Source organism: Nonomuraea thailandensis (assembly GCF_024172165.1).
Lineage (GTDB): Bacteria > Actinomycetota > Actinomycetes > Streptosporangiales > Streptosporangiaceae > Nonomuraea > Nonomuraea thailandensis.
Genome location: NZ_JAMZEB010000002.1, coordinates 7,584,295 through 7,606,987 on the forward strand (window position 1 = coordinate 7,584,295; position 22,693 = coordinate 7,606,987).

Annotated in this window: 19 protein-coding genes; 14 read left to right on the forward strand and 5 right to left on the reverse strand. The window is 72.6% G+C overall.

Annotation, left to right across the window (positions count from 1 at the left end; all coding sequences use genetic code 11):
* Nucleotides 1-50: 50 nt before the first annotated feature.
* Both HD597_RS38590 and HD597_RS38595 read left to right on the forward strand, forming a co-directional pair.
* The gene (locus HD597_RS38590) at nucleotides 51-1,325 is read left to right on the forward strand and encodes a styrene monooxygenase/indole monooxygenase family protein (protein ID WP_253749002.1); all 1,275 of its coding nucleotides are present in this window, start codon (nucleotides 51-53) and stop codon (nucleotides 1,323-1,325) included.
* A 46-nt stretch (nucleotides 1,326-1,371) separates the two neighbouring features.
* Entirely contained in the window at nucleotides 1,372-2,619 is a 1,248-nt protein-coding gene (locus HD597_RS38595; protein ID WP_253749004.1) for a glycoside hydrolase family 18 protein, read from the forward strand.
* Between the two features lie 98 nt (nucleotides 2,620-2,717).
* Here the strand turns inward: HD597_RS38595 and HD597_RS38600 are convergent, their stop codons facing one another.
* Entirely contained in the window at nucleotides 2,718-3,371 is a 654-nt protein-coding gene (locus HD597_RS38600; protein ID WP_253749006.1) for an MOSC domain-containing protein, read from the reverse strand.
* A gap of 211 nt (nucleotides 3,372-3,582) precedes the next feature.
* Here HD597_RS38600 and HD597_RS38605 point away from each other — a divergent pair, with 211 nt between their 5' ends.
* The 3 genes from HD597_RS38605 (at nucleotide 3,583) to HD597_RS67020 (ending at nucleotide 6,711) form a co-directional block, all read left to right on the forward strand.
* A complete protein-coding gene (locus tag HD597_RS38605) occupies nucleotides 3,583-4,065 on the forward strand; it encodes a hypothetical protein (protein ID WP_253749008.1) in 483 nt (160 codons plus the stop codon).
* On the forward strand, nucleotides 4,065-5,495 hold the full coding sequence (locus HD597_RS38610) for a sensor histidine kinase (RefSeq protein WP_253749010.1): 1,431 nt from the start codon (nucleotides 4,065-4,067) through the stop codon (nucleotides 5,493-5,495). The genes HD597_RS38605 and HD597_RS38610 overlap by 1 nt, the downstream gene beginning before the upstream one ends.
* Before the next feature lie 136 nt (nucleotides 5,496-5,631).
* Nucleotides 5,632-6,711 carry a response regulator gene (locus HD597_RS67020; RefSeq protein WP_372513455.1) on the forward strand — a complete coding sequence of 360 codons (1,080 nt, stop codon included), beginning with the start codon at nucleotides 5,632-5,634 and terminating at the stop codon, nucleotides 6,709-6,711.
* Here HD597_RS67020 and HD597_RS38625 read toward each other — a convergent pair.
* Complete coding sequence (locus HD597_RS38625) at nucleotides 6,671-6,919, reverse strand: hypothetical protein (protein ID WP_253749012.1); 249 nt, start codon at nucleotides 6,917-6,919, stop codon at nucleotides 6,671-6,673. The two genes, HD597_RS67020 and HD597_RS38625, sit on opposite strands and share 41 nt — an antisense overlap.
* A 292-nt stretch (nucleotides 6,920-7,211) precedes the next feature.
* Here HD597_RS38625 and ccmA point away from each other — a divergent pair, with 292 nt between their 5' ends.
* Nucleotides 7,212-7,835 carry a heme ABC exporter ATP-binding protein CcmA gene (ccmA, locus tag HD597_RS38630; protein WP_253749014.1) on the forward strand — a complete coding sequence of 208 codons (624 nt, stop codon included), beginning with the start codon at nucleotides 7,212-7,214 and terminating at the stop codon, nucleotides 7,833-7,835.
* Nucleotides 7,832-9,421: a DUF6297 family protein gene (locus HD597_RS38635; RefSeq protein WP_253749016.1), complete on the forward strand. Its 1,590-nt coding sequence runs from the start codon at nucleotides 7,832-7,834 to the stop codon at nucleotides 9,419-9,421. Before ccmA ends, HD597_RS38635 begins: the two co-directional genes overlap by 4 nt.
* Here the strand turns inward: HD597_RS38635 and HD597_RS38640 are convergent.
* Entirely contained in the window at nucleotides 9,409-9,900 is a 492-nt protein-coding gene (locus HD597_RS38640) for a GNAT family N-acetyltransferase (protein ID WP_253749018.1), read from the reverse strand. The genes HD597_RS38635 and HD597_RS38640 overlap by 13 nt on opposite strands.
* A gap of 39 nt (nucleotides 9,901-9,939) precedes the next feature.
* Entirely contained in the window at nucleotides 9,940-11,814 is a 1,875-nt protein-coding gene (lepA, locus tag HD597_RS38645; protein WP_372513456.1) for a translation elongation factor 4, read from the reverse strand.
* Between the two features lie 14 nt (nucleotides 11,815-11,828).
* Between lepA and HD597_RS38650 the strand changes: the two genes are divergently transcribed.
* The 6 genes from HD597_RS38650 (at nucleotide 11,829) to HD597_RS38675 (ending at nucleotide 20,609) form a co-directional block, all read left to right on the forward strand.
* On the forward strand, nucleotides 11,829-12,815 hold the full coding sequence (locus HD597_RS38650; protein WP_253749022.1) for a glycoside hydrolase family 18 protein: 987 nt from the start codon (nucleotides 11,829-11,831) through the stop codon (nucleotides 12,813-12,815).
* A gap of 109 nt (nucleotides 12,816-12,924) precedes the next feature.
* Nucleotides 12,925-13,197 (forward strand): 30S ribosomal protein S20, encoded by a 273-nt coding sequence (rpsT, locus tag HD597_RS38655; protein ID WP_253749024.1) that lies wholly within the window; start codon nucleotides 12,925-12,927, stop codon nucleotides 13,195-13,197.
* A 183-nt stretch (nucleotides 13,198-13,380) separates the two neighbouring features.
* Nucleotides 13,381-16,434, forward strand: coding sequence for an FtsX-like permease family protein (locus HD597_RS38660; protein ID WP_253749025.1), 3,054 nt, complete (start codon nucleotides 13,381-13,383; stop codon nucleotides 16,432-16,434).
* Complete coding sequence (locus HD597_RS38665) at nucleotides 16,431-19,007, forward strand: FtsX-like permease family protein (RefSeq protein WP_253749026.1); 2,577 nt, start codon at nucleotides 16,431-16,433, stop codon at nucleotides 19,005-19,007. Before HD597_RS38660 ends, HD597_RS38665 begins: the two co-directional genes overlap by 4 nt.
* Entirely contained in the window at nucleotides 19,004-19,924 is a 921-nt protein-coding gene (locus HD597_RS38670; RefSeq protein WP_253749027.1) for an ABC transporter ATP-binding protein, read from the forward strand. Before HD597_RS38665 ends, HD597_RS38670 begins: the two co-directional genes overlap by 4 nt.
* Entirely contained in the window at nucleotides 19,917-20,609 is a 693-nt protein-coding gene (locus tag HD597_RS38675; RefSeq protein WP_253749028.1) for an ABC transporter ATP-binding protein, read from the forward strand. The genes HD597_RS38670 and HD597_RS38675 overlap by 8 nt, the downstream gene beginning before the upstream one ends.
* Here HD597_RS38675 and HD597_RS38680 read toward each other — a convergent pair.
* A complete protein-coding gene (locus HD597_RS38680; RefSeq protein ID WP_253749029.1) occupies nucleotides 20,602-22,122 on the reverse strand; it encodes an MFS transporter in 1,521 nt (506 codons plus the stop codon). The two genes, HD597_RS38675 and HD597_RS38680, sit on opposite strands and share 8 nt — an antisense overlap.
* 67 nt (nucleotides 22,123-22,189) lie before the next feature.
* On the opposite strand from HD597_RS38680, the gene HD597_RS38685 reads away from it, so the two are divergent.
* The gene (locus tag HD597_RS38685; protein WP_253749033.1) at nucleotides 22,190-22,675 is read left to right on the forward strand and encodes a MarR family winged helix-turn-helix transcriptional regulator; all 486 of its coding nucleotides are present in this window, start codon (nucleotides 22,190-22,192) and stop codon (nucleotides 22,673-22,675) included.
* The last annotated feature ends 18 nt before the right edge of the window (nucleotides 22,676-22,693 follow it).

The following is a 22,693-nucleotide window of genomic DNA, read 5'->3' on the forward strand; positions in this document are numbered from 1 at the left end:
CAAGCCCGGCGCGTTGCACTGAAGCCCTATCAGCCACGGAAGGGGACGTCATGGCAGGCATCGGCACCGGTACCGGCACGGGGATCGGCACGGGGATCGGCATGGGGATCGGCATCGTCGGGGCGGGGATCTCGGGGCTCACCCTCGCGCTGCGGCTGCAGCAGCTCGGCGTCGGGACGACGCTCTACTGCGAGGGCGACGCCGACGCCCTGCGCAAGGGGCGGTTACCGGCCACGGTGGTACGCATGGGGCACACGCAGGCACGGGAGCGGGAGCTGGGCAGCGAGCACTACCGGGATCCGGCCTGTCTCATGAGCACGGCCAAGCTCTCGATCAAGGGGGAGCCGCCGCTGGAGTTCGCGGCCACCATCGCCGAGCCGTTCCACGCGGTGGACCTCCGGCTGCTGCTGCCCGCGTTCATGGACGACTACGTCCGGCGCGGCGGCGAGCTCGTCGTGTCCGGCTCGGCTCCGGACGCCGCGCAGGTGGATCGCTGGTCGGAGCGGCACGAGCTGATGGTGGTGGCAGCGGGCAGGCGTTCGGTGAGCGAGCTGTTCCCGCGTGACGCCGCGCGGTCCCCGTACGACAGGCCGCAGCGGCTGCTGGCGGCCGGGCTGTACCGGGGGCTCGACCTCGGGGCCGTCTTCTCGTACAACATCTCCGGCGGCGCGGGCGAGATCTTCCAGGCGCCGATGCTGACCCGTGAGGGCATCGTCTCGGCCATTCTCGTCGAGGCGATCCCCGGAGGGCCGCTGGAGCCGGTCACCCGCGCGCCCGGGGACGCGGTCGCCGCCACGCTGCTCGCGCTGCTGCGCGAGCACGCGCCGCGCCTGGCCGAGGGCGTGGACGCGGCGGCGTTCGAGCTGGTCGGGCCGGACGACCTGCTGCAGGGCGCCGTCACGCCGACGGTGCGCGGGCCGGTGGCGGAGCTGCCGAGCGGGCGCGTCGCGCTGGCCGTCGGCGACGCCTGGATCGTCAACGACCCGATCACCGGCCAGGGCGCGAACCTGGGCTCCAGGTGCGCGTGGATCGCGGCCGAGGCCATCGCGGCGGGCGGCCCGTACGACGCGGCCTTCGCCAGGGCCACGGCGGAGCGCATGTGGGAGGCCGGCAGGCCGGTCACCGAGTGGACGAACGCGTTCCTGCAGCCGCCGCCCCCGCACGTCGTGAACCTGCTCGTGGCCGCCGCCGGCCGGCAGGAGATCGCCGATCTGGTGTTGTCGCTGTTCTCCGATCCCCCGTACGCGTGGGGGCTGTTGTCGAGCCCCGAGGAGATCGCGCGGATCGTTGACGGGGGCGGGCGTCCGCTCTACGATCGCGTCTAATTTATAGGAAAGTTTCCTATAAAAGCGCGCGTCCCGGGAGCCGCTCGTGAAAAAGAAGATCCTGATCGCACTGTCGCTCTTACTCGGTCTCACGGCGTTCGCCGTGCCCGCCGAGGCCCGCACCGGCTTCAAGCGGGTCGCGTACTTCATCCAGTGGGGCGTCTACGGCCGCAACTACCACGTCAAGGACGTAGACGTCACGGGGGCCGCGGCCAAGCTCACCCACCTCAACTACGCGTTCGGGTTCGTCAACGCCGAGGGCGCCTGCTACTCGTCCGACCCGTGGGCCGACTGGCAGCGGCCGGTGCCGGCGGAGCAGAGCGTGGACGGGGTGGCGGACGCGCCGGGGCAGGCGCTGAACGGCAACCTCAACCAGCTCCGCAAGCTCAAGGCCAAGCACCCGCAGCTCAAGCTGATGATCTCGCTGGGCGGCTGGACCGGCTCCAAGTACTTCTCCGACGCCGTCCTCACCCCCGAGTCCCGCGCCGCGCTCGCGAGCTCCTGCATCGACCTGTGGCTGCGCGGCAACCTGCCCGGGCTCGAGCCGGGCACGGGCGCGGGCGTGTTCGACGGGATCGACCTGGACTGGGAGTGGCCGGGCTCGTCCGGGGCCGAGGGCAACATCATCCGGCCCGAGGACAAGCGGAACTTCACGCTGTTCGTGCGCGAGCTGCGCTCGCAGCTGCGTGCCCACTCCTCCTCGGCGCAGCTCTCCGCCTTCCTCCCGGCCGCCGCCGCCAAGATCGACGCCGGGTTCGAGGTACGCGACGTCTTCCGGCAGCTCGACTTCGCCACCCTGCAGGGCTACGACCTGCACGGCACCTGGGAGCCGCAGACCGGGCACAACGGCAACCTGTTCAACGACCGCCGCGACCCGAACCCGATCCGCTACAGCGTGGACCAGACCGTGCGCGACTACCTCTCTCGCGGCGCGCCCGCCCGCAAGCTCGTGATCGGCGTGCCCGCGTACGGCCAGGGCTGGACGGGCGTGACCGGCGGCGGGGACGGCCTCTACAAGCCGGCCACGGGGCCCGCGCCCGGCAAGTGGGCGCCGGGCACCGAGGACTACAAGGACCTGGTGTCCAAGCCCGGCAAGCGCTACCGCGACCTGAGGACCGGGGCCATGTGGCTGTACGACGGGAACGAGTTCTGGTCGTACGACGATCCGGCGGTGCTGGTGCAGAAGGCGGCCTACATCCGCCTCAAGGGCCTCGGCGGCTCGATGATGTGGTCGATCGACCAGGACGACGGCAAGGCCTCACTCACCTCGGCGCTGTACTCGGTCCTGCGCTGACGATCCGTCCGGGCGCGGCGCTCGTCACGCGCCCGGACAACCCGGCCGGGCACGTCACCTCCAACCCACCCGGACAACCCAGCCGGGCGCGGCGGCCCCTAACCGCCCGCCCGGCCGCCCACCTCGTTTTCGCCGAAGACCTGCTCGGCCATCACATCCCATTTCGCGTCATGTCCGGGCACGTCCAGGATGCGATGAAGCGCATCCCGATCCCCGTTTCGGGCCCGGAACCAGTCGCCCACGCTCACTCCCACCCCGGGCCGGAAGACGACCTCCACCTCGTCCCCCGCCCCCAGCTCCCCGAGCTCGACCACCCGCAGGTACGCCCCCGGCCGCCCCGCCCGCGTGAACCGCTTGAGCCAGCCCGGCTCGTCCATCCAGTTGCGGAACACCACGCACGGCGTCCTCGGCCCGGTCACCTCCAGCAGGGCACTGCCCACGCGCCACCGCTCCCCGATCAGCGCGCCGTTGACATCGATCCCCGAGGTGGTCAGGTTCTCCCCGAACCGGCCGTCACGCAGCTCCCTCCCGAGCTCCCTCTCCCACCAGTCGTAGTCCTCCCTGGCGTAGGAGTAGACGGCGGAGTCCGGCGAACCGTGGTGCTTCTGGTCGGCCCGCTCGTCGCCGGCGAGCCCGTTGTCCCGCACGGCGACCCGGTGCCCGACCGCCTGCTTGTCGATGGCCGTACGCTTCAGGGCCCCGGCCCACTCGGCGTCGCACGCCGCGCCCACGTTCACGGAGAGAATGCGCATAAATGGGACGGTAACCGAACATTCTTTACAGAGGCGAACCGATATCCAGGACGCCCTCCACCCCAGGGTGGACATCCGAGACCAGCGTGGACTCCGCGCGCGCCGGCGGCCGTCCGACACCGGGGTGGACAGTCCACGCACCGGTGGATATTCCACCCCTCAACCCGCAGGCCGATCCGGCGCGGCAGCCGTCTCCTTACGGTCGAGCCCCGTGGAAACTCTGCAGATCTCCCTTCTCGTCCTGCTCGCCGTCGCGTTCGTCATCTACCGCCAGCTCCGCACCCGCCCCGCCCAAGGGACCTCGGCCCTCTACACGGCCGTCGCCATGGTGGCCCTCGGCCTCGTCACGGGCGGGCTCTTCGACCCGGAACACCTCGCCCTCAGCGTGACCCTCTTCGCCGTGGAGGCCGTGGCCGCCCTCGCGCTCGGCGCGTGGCGTGCGCGGACCGTACGGGTCTGGGTCGACTCCGCCGGCGTCGCCTGGTCGAAGGCCACGGGCTGGACCCTGCTGGCGTGGCTGGCCTCGATGGCGGCCCGCGCCGTGCTCTACTTCGCCGGCGCCGCCGCCGGCCTGACCGTCTCCGCCGGCGGCATCCTGCTGTTCCTCGGGCTCACCATCGGCGTCCAGTCGTACCTCGTCGCCCGCAGGGGCCGTGCGCTTACCAGCGGGCGACCGGATACTTTCGTGGGGTGATGCGTGGCCTGCCCAGAGTCGTTCCCTATGCCCTGCGGCTGGGAGTGGTCGTGCTGCTGATCGTGGCCCAGGTGCGGGCAACCCCCGCACCCGGCCTCACCGGCACCGCCCTGACCGTCACCATCCTGACCATCGCGCTGTCCCTCGCCCTGCTCATCCCCCTGCTCCCGTCACTCCGCAAGGAAGCCACGGGCTCCCCGAACCCCATCGACACCACCCCGGCCCCGCCTTCGCATGCCGACGGCGGCGCCGCCCTGCCGTCAGATGCCGGTGGCGCAGCCGTGCCGCAGGGTTCCGGCAGCGGGGCCGCGCACTCGCGATCAAGCGCCGGGGCCGTCCCACCGCACCTTCGTAACGGGGCTCCTCTGCGCCCACGCCGTCGGAGCGCCTGGTGGAAGGCGATCGAGTGGCTGGGCGGGATGCCGCAGCCCGTCATCCTGATCTCCCTCCTCCTGGCGGTGGTCCTGTCCATCGCGCTCAACTCGATCACGCACAGCGGGGTGACGATCGGCGTCCTGCTCGTCTGCGTCAGCCTGGCGGTGAGCCGCCTGCCGTTGCGCCAGGCGATCGCTGTCGGGCTTCTCGCCGTCGCGGGGCTCGTCGTGGCGGGGGAGGTCACCAGCGGCCCGGCCGACGTTCTCCCCCTCGTCCTCAGCGTCGGCCTCATCTTCCTGATCACGTACGCGGCGGGGCAGCGCAAGGCCACCAGGGCCGCCGAGGCGAGGGAGGCGGTGCTGGCAGAACGAGCCAGGATCGCCAGGGAGATCCACGACATCCTCGCGCACTCGCTCTCCGCCCAGCTCGTCCACCTGGAGGGCGCCAAGCTGCTGCTGCGCGCGGAACGTACAGCCGAGGCCCTCGACCGGGTCACCCACGCCCGCGACCTGGCCAAGTCGGGCCTGGAGGAGGCCAGGCGCGCGGTCTCGGCCCTGCGCGAGGACCCGCCCGCCCTGCCCGCGGCCCTGCGCACGCTCGCCGCCGACTTCGAGACCGCCACCCACCAGCCCTGCGCCCTCCGCATCTCGGGCCCCGAGCAGCGCCTCGCCCCGGAGACGGAGCTCGCCCTCCTGCGCACCGCCCAGGAGGCCCTCACGAACGTCCGCCGCCACGCCACCGGCAGCCCGGCCCAGGTCGCGCTGACCTTCACCCCCGACCACTGCGACCTACGCATCACGAACCCCGCCTCTCCTCAGAGGAGCGCCCCTGAGCGTGGTCACGCCCTGAACGGCGCCCACGAGCGCGGTGACGGCCTGCACGGGGGTCAGGGCGCACATGGCACGGCTGAAGGCGGGCACGGCCTCACAGGCACGCCCAAAGGCGGGTATGGCCTCATGGGGATGCGGGAACGCGCCGAACTTCTCGGCGGCACGCTGACAGCCGGTGAACGGGACGACGGCGGCTTCCTCGTCCATCTCAGGGTTCCGGCATGAACCCGCACCCACCGTCCGCACTTCCGGGAACAGGCCGCACACCGTCGCAGCGCCGGGCTGCCGGCCGCGCGCCCTCGATGGCACCTTCCCGGATGGATGTTGCCGAAGTCCCCTCGAAGCGCAGGAGGTCGCCCGGATGATCAGGGTGGTCGTGGTGGATGACCAGGCCGTGGTGCGTGAGGGGCTGGTGCTGCTGCTCGGCCTGCTGCCCGGGATCGAGGTGGTCGGCTCGGCGGGCGACGGCGAGGCGGCGCTGCGCGTGGTGGATGCCGAGCGGCCGGACGTGGTGCTGATGGACCTGCGCATGCCCCGCATGGACGGCGTGGAGGCCACCGGACGCATCCGCGCCGCGTACCCGGACACCCAGGTCGTCGTGCTCACCACGTACTCCGACGACGAGTCGGTCTTCGCCGCACTGCGCGCGGGCGCCCGCGGCTTTCTCACCAAGGACGCCGACGCCGACGACATCGCCTCGGCCGTGGCCACGGTGATGCGCGGTGACGCCCAGCTCGACCCCACGGTGCAACGCCGCCTCCTCGACACCATGGCCCCTCCCCCGCTACCGGGAACGTCTGACACACCGAGCACCTCACTCACCTCACCACCCCCGCCTGCGGCCGGCCCTCGTCACGACGAGCCAGCAGGCAGGGAGGCAACCGCCGCCGGATCGGGCACCGCCAAGGCGGGCGGCAACACGCCAACGTCTGTGGCGGCACGCGATCAAACAGCGGCGCCGCACAGCAAGGACCGCACAACCCGCTGGAGCAGCGGCCAGACGACCGAGGCGCACGCTCAGGACCGTGAGCCGCGCCGAAGCGGTCAGGCCGCCGCAACGCACGCTCAGGACCGTGAGCCGCGCCGGAGTGGTCAGGCCGCCACAGCGCACGCTCAGGACGGCGAGACCCGCAGGGGCGGTCAGGCGGCCACACCGCACACACCGGTGAGTGAGACCGGCAGGCACGACCGGCCGCCCACCGAGCTTCACCAGCCGCCCGACGGCCACGGCCGGTCACCCGACGGCCTGACCCCGCGCGAGACCGAGGTGCTGCGCCTCATCGCCGAGGGCCTGTCGAACGCGGAGATCGCCACCCGCCTCTACATCACCGAGGCGACCGTCAAGACCCACATCAACAACCTCTTCGCCAAGGCGCACCTACGGGACCGGGCACAGGCCGTCACCTACGCCTATCGTCACGGCCTGGCGCACCCCGGTTGAGCTGGGACTCCTCGTCGAAGCCCGCGAGCTGTAACAACGTCTCCAGCGCCGCCTGCCGGGTCTCCTCCACCGAGCTCCCGCGCTCGCCGAAGCACTCGGCCGCCACGTCGAGCAGGGCGGCCACGACCGCCGCGTCGGGGTAGGGCACGTCCAGCAGGACCGTGCCGTCGGCGTCCTCCTCCCGGTCCTCCAAGTGGCGCCTCAGCAACCGCCGAGTCTCCTCAGCCACAGCGACCCCCAGCACCGCGGCACGCTCGAATCGCTCAGAAGCAATCACGTCACCCTCCAGTCGCACAGGTGTTCGGGTTCAGAAGGTAGAGGATGGCACCGACAGAATCGCTTGCGCGCACGCACTTCCGGTCCGAATCCGGGGGTTGCGGGTGTGCGCTGGCGGGCGGGTGGGGCGCGCTCGTGGCCGGCGGAGGCCGTTCGTGGCCGGCGGAGGCACGTTCGTGATCGGCGGGTGCGCGTTCGCGGGCGCCTGTGGATACGCTCGAACGGTGTACGACTCGATCATCAGTGTTGACGCCCTCACCGTGGAGCTCGGCGGCAACCCGGTGCTCCGCGACCTGGACCTGACCGTGGCCCCGGGCGAGATCGTGGCCGTGGTCGGCCTGAACGGCTCCGGCAAGTCCACCCTGCTGCGCTGCCTGGCCGGCCTGCAGCCCGTCACCTCAGGCGAGGTACGCGTGTTCGGCCGGCCCCCCGCCGACGACGCCGCCTTCTGGGGCCGTGTGGCGCTGCTGGGCGACGAGCCGGCCTGGTATCCGGGCCTCACGGCACGCGAGCACCTGGAGCTGATGGGAGCCGTACACGCCCAGGCCAGGATGACGGTGGACACGGCGCTGGAGCTCTTCGCGCTGGAGGAGCGGGCGGACGCGCCGCCGCTGAACCTGTCCACGGGCCAGCGCCAGCGCCTCTCCCTGGCCTCCACGCTGCTGCGGCCGAGCACGCTGATCCTGCTCGACGAGCCGGAGCGCGGCCTGGACAAGGAGTTCCGCGCCGAGCTCGCGGACCTGCTCGAGGAGTACGCCGGCGAGGGCGGCACCGTCGTCATGGCCACCCACGACCAGGGCCTGGCCACGATCGGCCGCCAGGTCGCCCCGTCGGGGGTGGTCGCATGAGCGGGTCGTCAGGGGCCGGCGTCCGTACGGTGCGGGCGTACCTGCGCTCGCGCGGGCGCACCCCCGCCACCGTGATGGACCGCTACGTCGCCGTCTTCTGCCTGGCCATGCTCATCGCCGTGACGGGCAAGCCCCTGTCGGACGTGCTCGCCGGCCTGGCCGTGCCCGGCGAGCCCGCGCGCATGGGGGCGGGGGTGGCGCTGCTCGCGCTGGGCCTGGCCGGGTTCCTGGCCGCGGCCCGCAACGCCGGGCCCGTGCTGCTGCCCGGGGCCGACGCCTCCTGGTTGCTGCTCTCCCCGCTGAACCGGCGGCACGTGCTCGGCCGGGCCGCGCGCCTGCTGCTCGGCGTCGCGGTGGTGGCGGGGGTGGTGCTCGGGGTGGGGCTGCTGGCCGTGCTGGGCGCGCCGGACCAGCTCGTGTGGCGGGTGCTGGGCGCGCTGGTCGTCGGTGTGGCCGCGGCGGTGGGCGGGATGGCTCTGGCCGTGCTGGGGCAGGCGTCCACGTCCTGGAAGTTGTGGCTGACCGGTGCGACGGCCATGCTGCTGGTGCTGGCGGTGGTGGCGGTGACCGGGCAGCTCCGTACGGTGCTGGCCATCGCGGCGAGCGCTCCCCTGCCCGCGCTCACGGCCGCCGTCTCCGGCGCCGCCGTCGTCTCCTGCCTGCTGGTACGGCAGGCGTGGCGCTCGCTCGAACGCATCCCCACCCGTACGCTCGTCACCTCCTCCACCCGGGCCGGCCACGTGGCCGGAGCGGCCATGTCCCTCGACCCCGGCGCGCTCACCTGGATCTCCGAGGACAACCACTGGCGGGCCAGGAAGCTCGCCTCCCGGCGCTGGCCGCCGCTGCCCGCGCCGTTCGCGCTGGCCTGGCAGGACTGGCGGCGGCTGGCCCGGCGGCGCGGGCGGCTGCTGGGCGTGACGGCGACGGCGGCGCTGCCCGCCGTCCTGGCCCAGGCCGGCGGCTCTCCTGCCGCCCTCGGGATGGCCGTGCTGGGGGGCGCGCTGGCCGTGGCGTCCCTCAGCACGTCAGGAGCGCGCAGGGACGCCGACAACCCCGCTCTGGCCCGGCTCGCCGGGGTGAGCCCTCGCAAGGCGCTGGCGGCTCGCGCGGTCCTGCCGGGACTGCTGGCCGGCGCCTGGACGGCCCTGGCACTCACAGGCCTGGCCTTCGGCGGTGGGGTGGCCCAGGGCGGCACGACGGCCGTGGGCGATGCGACGGCCGGGCTCGCGGACGCCGGTGGCGTGGCAGGCGGGCTCGGCGGGGCGTGGTGGTTGTTCGGGCCGCTGGCCGCGCCCGCGCTGGCCGCCGGAGCCCTGCGGATGGCCAGGCGCGCTCCCGTCGATCACTCCATGCCGATCATCGACACCCCGGGCGGCGCCATCCCGACCGGGCCGCTCTTCTGGGCGGCCACCGGCCCGGACCTGGCCCTGCTCGGCTGCCTGCCGACCGCCGTGGCGCTGGCCTCCCAGCCGGCGGCCCTGGCCCCCTTCCTGGTGGCCCAGGGGGTGCTGAGCGCGGTGGTGCTGGCGGGGTTCGTCTGGCGATCCCGTGCAGGGGGCGGCCGCGTCCCTGGTCAGGCGACGTAGACGTCGCTGGGCACCCCGCCGTACGGAATCGTCCGGTCCTTGCGCATCCCGGCCCGCTCCGCCACCCGATGCGACGGCAGGTTGACGTCCCTGATCACGGCGACCACGGTGCCCAGCCCCTTGCCCACCCGCAGCGCCGCCCGGGCGAGCTCGACCGCGTACCCGCGCCCCCACGCCGACGGCCGGAAGCGGTAGTACAGGTTCAGCACCTCGGCTCCGTCCACGACCGCGTGGCGCAGCCCGCCGATGCCGAGGACGCGCGGGTCGCCCGGCAGGCGCGCCGCCCAGTAGCCGAGCCCGCGTTCGTCCCAGTCGGCCAGCCACAGGTCGAGCATGGCCCGGCTGGCCTCCAGGTCGGTGACGGGGCCGCCGGGGTGGTACACGCTGGTGCGCGGATCGGCATGGATCTCGTGGACGGCGTCCAGGTCATCGGGCATCACCCGAGCCAGGACCAATCGCGCCGTCTGCACCACTTCCATACTTTCAGGGTATTCAGGCGCCTCCGCCCCGAAAAGCGGCTACTTCTTGGCCTTGTCAGCGCCGGAGGAGTCGGTGGACAGCGCGGCGACGAAGGCCTCCTGCGGCACCTCGACCCGGCCGACCATCTTCATCCGCTTCTTGCCTTCCTTCTGCTTCTCCAGCAGCTTCCGCTTACGGGAGATGTCACCGCCGTAGCACTTGGCCAGCACGTCCTTGCGGATGGCGCGGATGTTCTCGCGGGCGATGACCCGGGCGCCGATGGCGGCCTGGATCGGCACCTCGAACTGCTGCCTGGGGATCAGCTCGCGCAGCTTCTTGGCCATGTCGACGCCGTAGCCGTAGGCCTTGTCCTTGTGCACGATGGCACTGAAGGCGTCGACCGCCTCGCCCTGCAGCAGGATGTCGACCTTGACCAGCTCGGCCTCCTGCTCGCCCGCCGGCTCGTAGTCGAGCGAGGCGTAGCCGCGGGTGCGGGACTTGAGCTGGTCGAAGAAGTCGAAGATGATCTCACCGAGCGGCAGCGTGTAGCGGATCTCGACGCGGTCCTCGGACAGGTAGTCCATGCCGAGGAGCTGGCCGCGCCGCCCCTGGCAGATCTCCATGATCGCGCCGATGAACTCGGACGGCGCCAGGATCGTGGACTTCGTCACCGGCTCGAAGACCTGCGCGATCTTGCCGCCCGTGGGGAACTCCGACGGGTTGGTGACGGTCAGCTCCTTGCCGTCCTCCATGACCACGCGGTAGACCACGTTGGGGGCCGTGGAGATCAGCGACAGCCCGAACTCGCGTTCGAGCCGCTCCCGCACGATCTCCATGTGCAGCAGGCCGAGGAAGCCGACGCGGAAGCCGAACCCGAGCGCCGCCGAGGTCTCCGGCTCGTAGATCAGCGCGGCGTCGTTGAGCTGGAGCTTGTCGAGCGCCTCGCGCAGCTCCGGATACTCGTCGCCGTCGATCGGGTAGAGCCCCGAGAACACCATGGGCTTCGGGTGCTCGTAGCCGGCCAGCATCTCCTGGGCGCCCTTGACCGCCGAGGTGACCGTGTCACCCACGCGCGACTGGCGCACGTCCTTCACGCCCGTGATGAGGTAGCCCACCTCGCCGACGCCGAGGCCCAGGTCGGAGATCTTCGGCTCGGGCGAGATGACGCCGATCTCCAGCGTCTCGTGGGTGGCGTTGGTGGACATCATGAGGATGCGCTCACGCTTGCCGAGGTGGCCGTCCACGACGCGGACGTAGGTGACCACGCCGCGGTAGGTGTCGTAGACGGAGTCGAAGATCAGCGCGCGGGCGGCGGCGTCGGCGGCGCCCACGGGGGCCGGGATCGTCTGCACGACGTGGTCGAGCAGCTCGCGCACGCCCTCGCCGGTCTTGCCCGACACCTTGAGCACGTCGGACGGGTCGCAGCCGATCAGCCCCGCCAGCTCCTCGGCGAACTTCTCCGGCTGCGCCGCCGGCAGGTCGATCTTGTTGAGGACGGGGATGATGTGCAGGTCGGCGTTCATGGCCAGGTAGAGGTTGGCCAGCGTCTGCGCCTCGATGCCCTGGGCCGCGTCGACCAGCAGGATCGCGCCCTCGCACGCCTGCAACGACCGGGACACCTCGTAGGTGAAGTCGACGTGCCCGGGGGTGTCGATCATGTTGAGCACGTGACCGTCCCACGGCAGCCGCACGGCCTGCGACTTGATGGTGATGCCCCGCTCGCGCTCGATGTCCATCCTGTCGAGGTACTGGGCGCGCATGGAGCGGTCGTCGACCACGCCGGTGATCTGCAGCATCCGGTCGGCAAGGGTCGACTTGCCATGGTCGATGTGCGCGATGATGCAGAAGTTGCGGATCAACGCGGGGTCGGTCTGGCCAGGCTGAGTGCGCACCGAAGTCCGTTTCGACAGGGTTGAGGACAAGCAGTCTTCCATGGTGACATGCCCGGGTGATTGCCCGAACCGTCATCCGCCGCGGCCTGCGCGTGCTCGCGCTTGCCTTGGCCATCGTGCTCGCGCTGGGCGGCCTCCTCGCCGCGGCGCTCCGTATCCAGTTTACCGGTGCGCCGGCAGCCTGGGCGAAGAGCACCGGCAACGACGCCTTGTGGCTGGGCCACGCCTGGGTGGACGGCCGCCGTACGGAGCAGGACGTGGAGCGCCTCGCCGTACGGCTGCGCACCACAGGCATCAAGGACGTGTACGTCCACTCCGGCCCCTTCGAGTGGGACGGCCGCCTAGATCCCGCCAAATATCCCAACGCCGGAAATTTCGTGCAATGGATGCGGAAACACCTGCCCGACATCCGCATCTCCGCCTGGCTCGGCCAGGCCGTCAAGAACGGCCTGGACCTCGACGACGCCCGGTCCCGCGCGAACGTCCTGGCCGGCGTCGCCGCCATCATGAAGCAGGGCTACGACGGCATCCACTACAACTTCGAGCCCATCGGCGACGGCGACACCGAGTTCCTCGACCTCCTGGACAGGACACGGCAGCACACGAAGCTGCTGTCCGCCTCCACCCCGCAGATCGAGCCGTACCTGGGCATGCGCCTGACCGCCAGGGCGCTCCTGGGTCATGACAAGTACTGGTCCGAGGGCTACTTCCGCCAGGTCGTCGATCGGGTGGACCAGGTGGCGATCATGACGTACGACTCGTTCACCCCCTCGCAGTCCCTCTACGGCGGCTACGTGGCCCGCCAGGCCCGCCTCGCGCTGGACCTGGTCCCCGACTCGAAGGCCCTCTACATCGGCGCGCCCGCCTACCACGACCACGGCGTACCATGGCTGGACCAGGCGGAGAGCGTCGCGATGGCCGCCGAGGGCGCCAGGCTGGCACTTTCGGACCACGGCCGCCGCGAGCGGTTCGGCCTGGCGCTCTACGTCGACTTCGCGGCCACCGAAGAGGATTGGCGCGAGTACATGACGCGCTGGCGTTGATTTGAGCAGCCGCCTGAGTTATTGGTAACCTGGGTAACTGCGTGTGGCGCGCCCTCTCTCGAGCCCGCGCGCCCCGTCCATCACTTCAGACTTTCACCGAGGCTTCTTCGTGGCGAACATCAAGTCCCAGATCAAGCGCAACAAGCAGAACGAGAAGGCTCGTCTGCGCAACAAGGCAGTCAAGTCCTCGCTGAAGACGGCTGTCCGCAAGTTCCGTGAGGCCGCCGAGCAGGGCGACGTCGAGAAGGCCGTGGCCGCGCAGCGCGTCGCCGCCCGTCAGCTCGACAAGGCCGTCAGCAAGGGCGTCATCCACAAGAACCAGGCCGCCAACCGCAAGTCCGCGATCGCCAAGCAGGCCGCGGCTCTGGCCGGCGCCAAGTAAGCGCATCGATTCGGCTTACTGAAACGCCGCACCTCCATCACGGGGTGCGGCGTTGTTTTTTTGCCGCGGTTTGTCACAGTTTCGATATCACACGGCCGTATCGGGTGCGTCACCGTTCCAAAGATCCCTTGCTCCCGCTCCTTAACCTGCCCGAAGGTGCACTAAACGGGTGAAGGGGGACACATGCGGGGGCCGTTGGTCGTCAAGAGGGCGTTCAGCGAGCCGCTGCTCCTCCTGGCCGCCCTGGGCTCGATCCTGCTGGCGACCACCACGCTGGTGGCGCTGACCATGTACGCCTCCTCCATCGCCGACGCAGGTGTCCGCCGGACGATGGAGACGGCCTCGTACGCCCAGACCGCCGCCACCATCAGCACCCCCGTGACCGCTGAGACCTTCCCCGGCTTCGACCGGTCCGTACGCGCCGAGCTCACCCGCGCCTACGCCGGCGAGCCGGCCCTGACCACCAGCTTCCGCTCCGACTCCTACGCCATGCCGGGCCAGGAGGCCCAGCGGCGGCCCGAGCTGCTCAGGTTCGGCAGCTACGACGGGCTCGACCGGCACGCGAAGCTGGTCTCCGGAGCCTGGCCGAAACCCGGCGACGACCCGGTCGAGGCGGCGATCTCGCTGCCGGCGGCCTCGGCGGCCGGGTTCGAGGCGGGACAGGAGTTCACCATCCGGGGGCGGCTCGACCCCCGGCCGGTCAGGGTCCGCGTGGCCGGCGTCTTCCAGCTCAACGACCCGTCCGGCGAGCGCTGGGCCGGCGAGCAGCTTCTCGGCAGGGGCCTGGAGCGCGGCGACTTCACCACGTACGGACCGCTCATGGTGCCCCGCGAGACCTTCCTGGCCCGCTTCGCCACGAACGTCAACGCGACCTGGACCGCCGTGCCCGACCTGCGCGCGCTCACCCCTGAGCAGCTGCGCCCGCTGGCCGGCGCGATCGCGGGGGTGGAGGAGCGGCTGAAAGCGGCCGGCTGCGCGAGCTGCGTGGCCACGAGCCACCTGCCCGGCATGCTCACCCAGCTCGACACCGCCTCCCTGGTGGCCCGCTCCACCATGCTGATCCCGGTGCTGCAACTGCTGCTGCTCGCCGCGTACGCGCTGATGCTGACCGCTCGGCTGCTGGCCGACCACCGGCGCATGGAGGTGGCGCTGCTGCGCTCGCGCGGCGCGGGCACGACGCGGCTGGCGGCGCTGGCCGGCGGCGAGGCGCTGCTGGTCGCGCTGCCGTGCGCGGTCGTGGCGCCGTTGCTGGGGCCGCCGCTGCTCGCGCTGGTCAACCGGCTTCCGTGGATCAGGGCCTCGGGGGTGCGGCTGGCGCCGGTGGCCGACACGGGGACGTACCTGGTCTCGTTCGGGGTGGCGCTGGCCGCGGCCGTGCTGCTGGTGCTGCCCGCGCTGGCGGGGGCACGGCGCACGTACGTGGAGGAGCAGTCGGCGCGCGGGCGCGGCGGCGGGCGCGGCCTGATCGAGCGGGCGGGCGCGGACCTGGCACTGCTGGTCGTGGCCGGGCTGGCGATCTGGCAGCTCCAGCGTTACGGCGCGCCCGTGACCGTGACGGCGGCCGGCGGCCTGGGCATCGATCCGCTGATCATCTCCGGGCCCGCGCTGGCCCTGCTCACGGGCGGCATGCTGGGGCTGCGGCTGGTGCCGCGCCTGTCGCGGCTGGCCGAGCGGGTGACCTCCAGGCGGCCCGCGCTCGCCCCCGCGCTCGGGGCGTGGCAGGTCAGCAGGCGGCCGCTCAAGTACGCCGGCCCCGCGCTGCTGCTCACGATGGCGATCGCGATCGGCATCGTCTCCCTGGCCACCGCCTCGACCTGGCGTTCCTCGCAGCTCGACCAGGCCCGCCACCAGGCAGGGGCCGACCTGCGGCTGTCCGGGCCCGCGGAGGGCCCCGAACTGGGCGCGCTCGGGCGCGGCACGGCGTTCGCCACGCTGCCGGGCGTCACCGCGGCCTCGCCCGGCTTCCGCGGGCAGACCGACGTGAGCGGCGAGAACGCGACGCTGCTCGCGCTCGACGCGGCCGAGCTGGGCGAGCTGTTCCACCTGCGTCCCGACCTGTCGGCGCAGAGCGTCGGCGAGCTGTCGCGGGCGCTGCCCGGCGACCGGGCGCGCGGGCTGGCCCTGCCGGGGCGGCCTGCCAGGCTGGGCCTGACCGCCGAGGCGAGCGCGGACGTGCCACTGCGGCTGGTGTTGTCCGACGGGCTCGGCGTCTGGCGTGACGTGTCGCTCGGCATGCTCAAGCCGGGCACGAACCGGATCGAGGTGGACCTGCGCGCGCTGGCCGGACGGAGCGGGACGGTCACGTACCCGGTGTCGCTGCTCGGCCTGGTCGCCGGCGCGCAGGACAGCCCCGCGAGCCTGACGCTCGAAACGGTCACCGCCGACGGGCAGCCGGTGCCGGCGCCCTCCCTCACGATGAGCGTCGAAGGGGACACGATGACCCCCTTCGTACGGGAGCCGGAGCCGGGCCCGATGCCCGTGGTGCTCACCGCAGACCTGGCCGCCTCGCTCAAGCTGGGCGTCGGGCAGAGCGGGAAGGCGTCCATCGACCGCCGGGTCATGCCGGTCAAGGTCGTCGGCGTGGTGGAGACGATGCCGACGACCGCGGCCGGGCAGCAGGCCGTGCTCGTCGACTGGGCGACCATGCAGACCCACGAGCTGGCCGCGGCGCGGCTGCCCAGGCCCGCCACCGAGTGGTGGCTGGCCGCCGGCGACACCACGGCCGCCGTGTCCGCGCTCGGCGGCCACCCCGGGTGGGACGTCACCGCCCTCGACCAGCGGGCGCTGGCGGCCACGCTGCGCGACGACCCGCTGGCCAGCGGGCTGCAGGGGGCGCTGATGCTGGGGTTCATGGCGGCGCTGGTGTTCGCGGTGCTCGGGTTCCTGGTCAACGCGACGGTCGCGGCGCGGGAACGGCTGGCGGAGTTCGCGATCCTGCGGGCGCTCGGGGTGAGCTCCAGGCAGGTGCTCGGGATGCTGGCCGTGGAGCAGGCGTTCGTGGTGGGGCTGTCGCTGGCGGCGGGCACCGGGCTGGCGGTCGTCGTCGGCGTGCTGGTGGTGCCGCACATCGTGCTGACCGGCCAGGCCGCGGCGGTCACGCCGGGGGTGGTGCTCGACATCCCGTGGGCGGTCACCGGTCTGATGCTGGCGCTGGTGGCGGCGCTGCTGTTCGCGATCGTCGCCGGGCTGGCGCGCAACGTGCGCCGTCAGGGGCACGGCCTCCGGGAGGAACAGTGAGGACCTGGCTGCTCGCCCGGGTGCACCTGGGCACGGTGGCCGTGCTCTTCGTGCTCACGTTGAGCGCGTGCCTGCTGGTCGCGGGCCTGCCCAGGGCGATGCAGACCTCGTACGACGAGGCCCTGCGCCGCGCGCTGACCACCGCCCCGGCCGTGCAGACCGACCTCACCGTGACCGTGGAGTCCCACGGGCAGAACGAGGACCTGCGCGAACGCGCCCAGTTCGACTCCCGCGACCGGCTCTGGCGCGAGATCCTGCCCGCCGGGCTGCGCCCGCTGACCACCGGCGCCGGCCACATGAGCGCCAAGACCACGCTCACGCCGATCACCGGCACCAGCGGCGGGGCGTACGTCAACCTGGGCTGGCTCTCCGACGCCGACCGGCGCGTGGACTGGGTCCAGGGGCGGGCGCCCGGCGCGCCCGCCACGAGCGCCTACCAGGGCGAGACGATCCCCGTCTTCGAGGTCGGGGTCGTCGAGGAGGCCCTGCCCGAGATGGGCCTGAAGCTCGGCCAGACGATCATGCTCGGCGAGAACGACTACGCCGCCGTGAAGATCGTCGGCGTCTTCCGGGCCAAGGACCCCGGCGCCCGCTACTGGTCGCACGACTCCGACATCCTTCACGTCATCGAGCAGCAGCCGCCCGGTGGCCAGGACCACGTCAAGCACATCACCACGCTGATGTCCGACGCCGGGCTGACCGCGCTCAGCGGCGAGGGACGCAACCTGTCCTACCGCTGGGTCCTGCCCCTCGACGCGCGGGCCGCGAACGCCCTGGACGTGCCCGGCCTGCGGGCGGCGGCCGCCGAGTTCGACCGGGTCGTGGGGCTGCAGACCACCGGCAGCCCGTACCGCGTCGAGACCGCGCTGTCCAAGCTGCTCGGCGACTTCCTGGCCGCGCTGTCCACCGCGCAGACCGTGATGTACCTGGTGCTCGGCGGACTGCTGACGGTCGCGCTCGGCGTGATCGTGCTGGCCGTGCAGCTCCTGGCCGACAAGCTGGACCACACGCTGACCCTGGCGCGGGCGCGCGGCGGGTCGCTGCCGCAGGTCGCGGGCACGGCCGCGGCCCTGACCGGGCTGGCGGTGGCGCCCGCCGCGCTGCTCGGGTACGCGCTGTCCTTCCTCGTGCCCGGGCCCGTGCTGCCGATCGTGCACGCCGGGCCGGCGATCGTGGTGGCCGTGGCCGTCGGGTTCGCCGCCGTGCGGCCGGCGCTGGTGCACCGCACGCCGCTGCACGGCTCGCGGGGCGACGTGGCCACCGCCCGGCCCTCCGCCAAGCGGATCACGCTGGAGGTGCTGGTCGTGGTGCTCGCGCCGGCGGGGGCGTACCTGCTGCGGGCCCGCGGGCTCAGCGCGTCGGGCGGGCAGGATCCGTTCCTGCTCGTGGTGCCGGTCGCGCTGACCGCGGCGGCGGCGCTGATCACGTTGCGCTGCTACCCGTACCCGCTGCGGCTGCTCGTCCGGCTGACCTCGCGCGGCCGGGCGGCGGTGCCGTTCCTCGGGCTGACCAGGGCGGCCAGGGCGCGGGCCGGCAGCCTGCTGCCGGTGCTGATCCTGCTGCCCGCGCTGGGCGTGTCGGTGTTCGCGGCGGTGGTCTCCGACGGGATCGCCACCACGCAGCGGACGGCGTCCTGGCAGCAGGTGGGCGCGCCGATCAAGGTGACCGCGGAGAGCGAGATCCCGGCCGAGGTGATCGAGCGGGTGCGCGGCCTGGCCGGGGTCGAGCAGGTGGTGCTCGCCCAGACGGGACGGGTGCAGATCGGGTACGGCGCGGAGCGGGCCGAGGCCATCGCCGTGGACGTGGCCCAGTGGCGCCGGCTCCTCGTCGGCGCCCCCGTCGGCCTGCCGCCGCTGTCCGACGGCGCTCTCGTCTCGCCCGAGCTGCGCGGGCGCGGCACGTTCGAGATGGGCTGGCAGTCGCGGGTCAAGCTGGCCACCCGCGGCGTGATCGAGTCGGTGCCCGGCTTCCACACCCAGGGCAAGTTCCTGATCGTGCCCATCGGCGTGCAGACGCGGCCCGCCGTGAACACGCTGCTGATCGGCGGCGACGTCGCGCTTCCCGAGCTGGCGCGGCTGGTCCCCTCGGCCATCGTCACCTCCCAGGAGAGCGCTCTGCGGGCCATCCAGGACGATCCGCTGACGAGCACGGTGCGCTGGACGCTCGTGATCGTGACGGTCGCGCTGGCGGCGTACGCGCTGATCGCCGTCGTCCTGTCACTGGTCATCGGGGCCGCCGAGCGGGCGCTGGCGGTGTCGTTCCTGCGCACTCTCGGCCTGTCCGAGCGGCAGGCGCAGCGCCTGACCGTGCTGGAGATCCTGCCCATGATCGTCGTCACCGCGCTGGTCGGCCTGGGCCTGGGCCTCGGCCTGCCCGCCGCACTCGGGCCCGGCGTGGACCTGTCGTCGTACGCGGGCGACCTGCCCGTGGGCGACTACTCGCTCGACCTGTTCCTGCCCAGCGCGCTGACGGCCGGGCTGGCCGCCGTCGCCGTGCTCGGCGCGTACGCGCACACCGCCATCAGCCGGCGCCGCAGCCTCGGCGCCGTACTCCGAGTGGGAGACCTCCCATGAACCCGACCCTGTCAGAGCTGGAAGCCAAGGCCAGGCGGCCGGCCGCCGCGTTCGGCGGCGACGCGCACATCGTCTGCGACAACCTCGTCCGCATCTACAAGACCGAAGGCGTCGAGGTCGTCGCCCTGCAGGGCCTGGACCTGGTGATCGACAAGGGTGAGCTGGTCGCCATCGTCGGCGCGTCGGGCTCCGGCAAGTCGACGCTGCTCAACGTGCTGTCCGGGCTGGACGTGCCGACCGCCGGCGTGGCGAGGGTGGCCGGGATGGACCTGCTGTCGATGAGCGCCAAGGACCGGCTGCGGTACCGGCGGTCCGTGGTGGGGTTCATCTGGCAGCAGACGGCGCGGAACCTGCTGCCGTACCTGACCGCCCGGGAGAACGTCGAGCTGCCGATGAGGCTGGCGGGCACCCCGCGCAAGGGGCGGGCGCTGGAGCTGCTGGAGCTGCTCGGCGTCGCCTCCTGCGCCGGCCGCAGGACGCCCGAGATGTCCGGCGGTGAGCAGCAGCGCGTGGCCATCGCCGTCGCCCTGGCCAACTCCCCGCAGCTCATCCTGGCCGACGAGCCGACGGGCGAGCTGGACAGTGAGACGTCGGAGCAGGTGTTCGACGCGCTGCGCAAGGCGAACAGGGAGCTGGGCGTGACCGTGACCATCGTGACGCACGACCCGCTGGTGTCGGAGCAGGTGGACCGGACGGTGGGCATCCGCGACGGGCGCACCAGCAGCGAGACGCTGCGGCGCGAGGGCGCCGAGGGGCAGATCATCGCCGAGGAGTACGCCGTGCTCGACCGGGTGGGACGCCTGCAGCTCCCCCGCGACTTCATGAACGCCCTGGAGATGGAGCGCCGGGTGCGCCTGGAACTCGAATCCGACCACATCGGCGTGTGGCCCGCCCGAGAGGAGCCCTCGAATGACTGACTCGCCCCTGGTCGTGGTGGAAGGGCTGCGCAAGGTCTACCGGACCGGGCCCAAGGAGGTCGTGGCGCTGCGGGACGTGTCGTTCTCCGTGCAGCCCGGCGAGCTGGTCGCCGTCCGCGGCCGGTCCGGCTCGGGCAAGACGACCCTGCTCAACCAGATCGGCGGCCTCGACAGACCGGACGCCGGGCGGGTGGTGGTGGACGGGCGCGAGATCACGTCCCTGTCCGAGGACGGGCTGCTGGCCGTGCGCCGCGACGTGGTCGGGTTCGTGTTCCAGTCGTTCGGGCTGATCCCCGTCCTGTCGGCGGCGGAGAACGTGGGGGTGCCCATGCGGCTGCTCCGGACGCCGGTGGAGGAGCGCGAGGCTCGCGTACGGATGCTGCTCGCGCTCGTGGGGCTGGAGCAGCACGTCAACCAGCGGCCGTACGAGCTGTCCGGGGGGCAGCGGCAGCGGGTGGCCATCGCCAGGGCCCTGGCCAACCGGCCCCGGCTGCTGGTGGCCGACGAGCCGACGGGGCAGCTCGACTCGCAGACGGGGCGGCAGATCATGGAGCTGCTGCGGGCGCTCGTACGGAGTGAGGGGGTCACGGCGCTGGTGGCCACGCACGACCCGAGCCTGATCACGCTGGCGGACCGGGTGCTGGAGATCAGTGATGGCGTGGTGCGGGAGGCCGCGCTCACCTGACCGTTCCCGTACGCTCGCGGCTTCGTCCCGCCGTCGCTCGATCGTGGCGGCGGGGCTGCCAGACGATCGCCATGAGGTTGGCGGCGGCGACCAGCACGCCGCCCGTCACCGCCAGCGCCGTCACCCCGGTCACCCCCGCCAGCGGCGCCGCCACCGCCAGCCCCAGCGGCCGCGACGCGAACGAGATGAGCTGGTCGAACGAGCGCACCCGCCCCAGCGCCCGCTCCGGAACCTCCTCCGCCACCACCGTCTCCCACAGCGGGCTGAGCAGGCCCAGCCCGAACATCGCCACGAAGTACGCGCCCGCCAGCACCGGGGCGGGGGTGGGGACGGCCAGGGCCAGCATGGGCAGCAGGTAGCACGCGGCGCCGGCCTGCACCGCCACGAGCGGGCGGCGGACGGGCAGCCGGGGGGCGGCGAACACGCCCAGCACCAAGCCGACGGTGCCGCTCTGGACGATCACCATCCAGGCGGTCTCGCCGCCCAGGTGGTGCACGGCGGTCACGGGGGCGAGGGTCAGGAACAGGCCGGCGACGAGGTGCCAGACGCCGTGGGCGAGCACGCAGGCCAGGAACCAGGGGCGTGCCTTGATCTCCTGCCAGCCTTGGGCGAGGTCTTCCCGGAACGAGGCCCGCTCCCCTTGCGGTTCGCCTCGCCTGGGTCCGCTCGCGCCGGGAACCGGCTCGGGCTCCTGACCGCCGGCCGCTCTCTTCGGACTGCTGGCCCCGCTCGCCCTCAAGATCCCGGCAGCCCTCCTCGGACCCCGGACCCCGCTCACCCTCAAGATCCCGGCAGCCCTCCTCGGACCCCGGGCCCCGCTCGCCCTCAGGATCCCGGCAGCCCTCCTCGCAACCTCGGTGGACCTGTGGTCTTCGGCCGTTCTCGCGACCCCGGCCCCTCCCGGCGCGCCCGACTTCCCCGGTGTCCGGCTCTCGTCCGGCAGGACCGCCGCCCCGGCGACGCCGGGTGTCGTTCGGACACCCCCGAGGGTCAACGCCGAGCAGGCGAACAACACCGCCGTAAGCCCCGCGGCCCACCCCGGACCGGCGGCCACGGTGACCGTCCCGGCGATGGCCGGGGCCGCGACGCTGGACAGGCTCGTCACCACGCCGATCCGCGCGTTCATCCGCAGCCGCTCCGGACCGGGCACCACCGCGATCACCAGCCTCGGCACGGCCGGGCTGCCGAACGCGATGGCCGCCCCCGCCACCGCCGACAGCAGGGCCAGGTCAAGCAGCCGGTTCAGCCCCAGCAGGAGCTCGGCCGCGATGGCCGCCTGCGACAGGCACCGGACCAGGTCGGCGGCCAGGGCGAGCCGTCCCGGCCGGACCCGGTCGGCCAGGACCCCGCCGACGGGCAGCAGCACCAGCAGCGGGATCAGCTCGCTCGCCAGCACGATCCCCAGCTCCCCGCCGTCGCCGCCGGCCCGCAGGACGGCCAGCGTGAGCGTCGTCGGGATGAGGGCGGTGGCGAGGGCTGACAGACAACGTCCGATCAGAAGCCGGTGCATCATGGGCGAGACGATATTTCGCTGACGAATGTTTCGTCAACAAAATACTTGCTGGCGTATGATCCGTGGCATGGAGGACTCGGTCGATCGCCACCTGGCCCGCTGGCGCGGCAAGGCGCCCTTCGACGAGCGGGTGGAGGCGATCGTGACGCGGATGCAGTTCCTCGTGAAGCACCTGTCCCACACGAAGGAGGCGGCTCTGGCGGAGGTGGGCATGCAGGACTACGAGTTCGAGACGCTGCACCGCCTGGTGGCGCGCGGTGGAGCGGCCACCCCGTCGGAGCTGGCGGCGGACCTGCTGCTCTCACCGGCCGGCATGACGGGACGGCTGGACACGCTGGAGCGTACGGGGCTGGTGCGCCGGGTCCGCAGCACCGAGGACCGCCGCCGGGTGGACGTCGAGCTCACCCCGAAGGGCAGGGATCTGTGGTTCGAGGCGATGACCGTCCGCGCCGAGGTGGAGGCGTCCATGGTCAACGCCCTGAGCCCGGCGGATCGGGACCTGCTGGACACCCTCCTCAAGCAGCTCCTCCTGAAGGCGGAGACGGCCCCCTGACCATGCCGGAGACAGCCC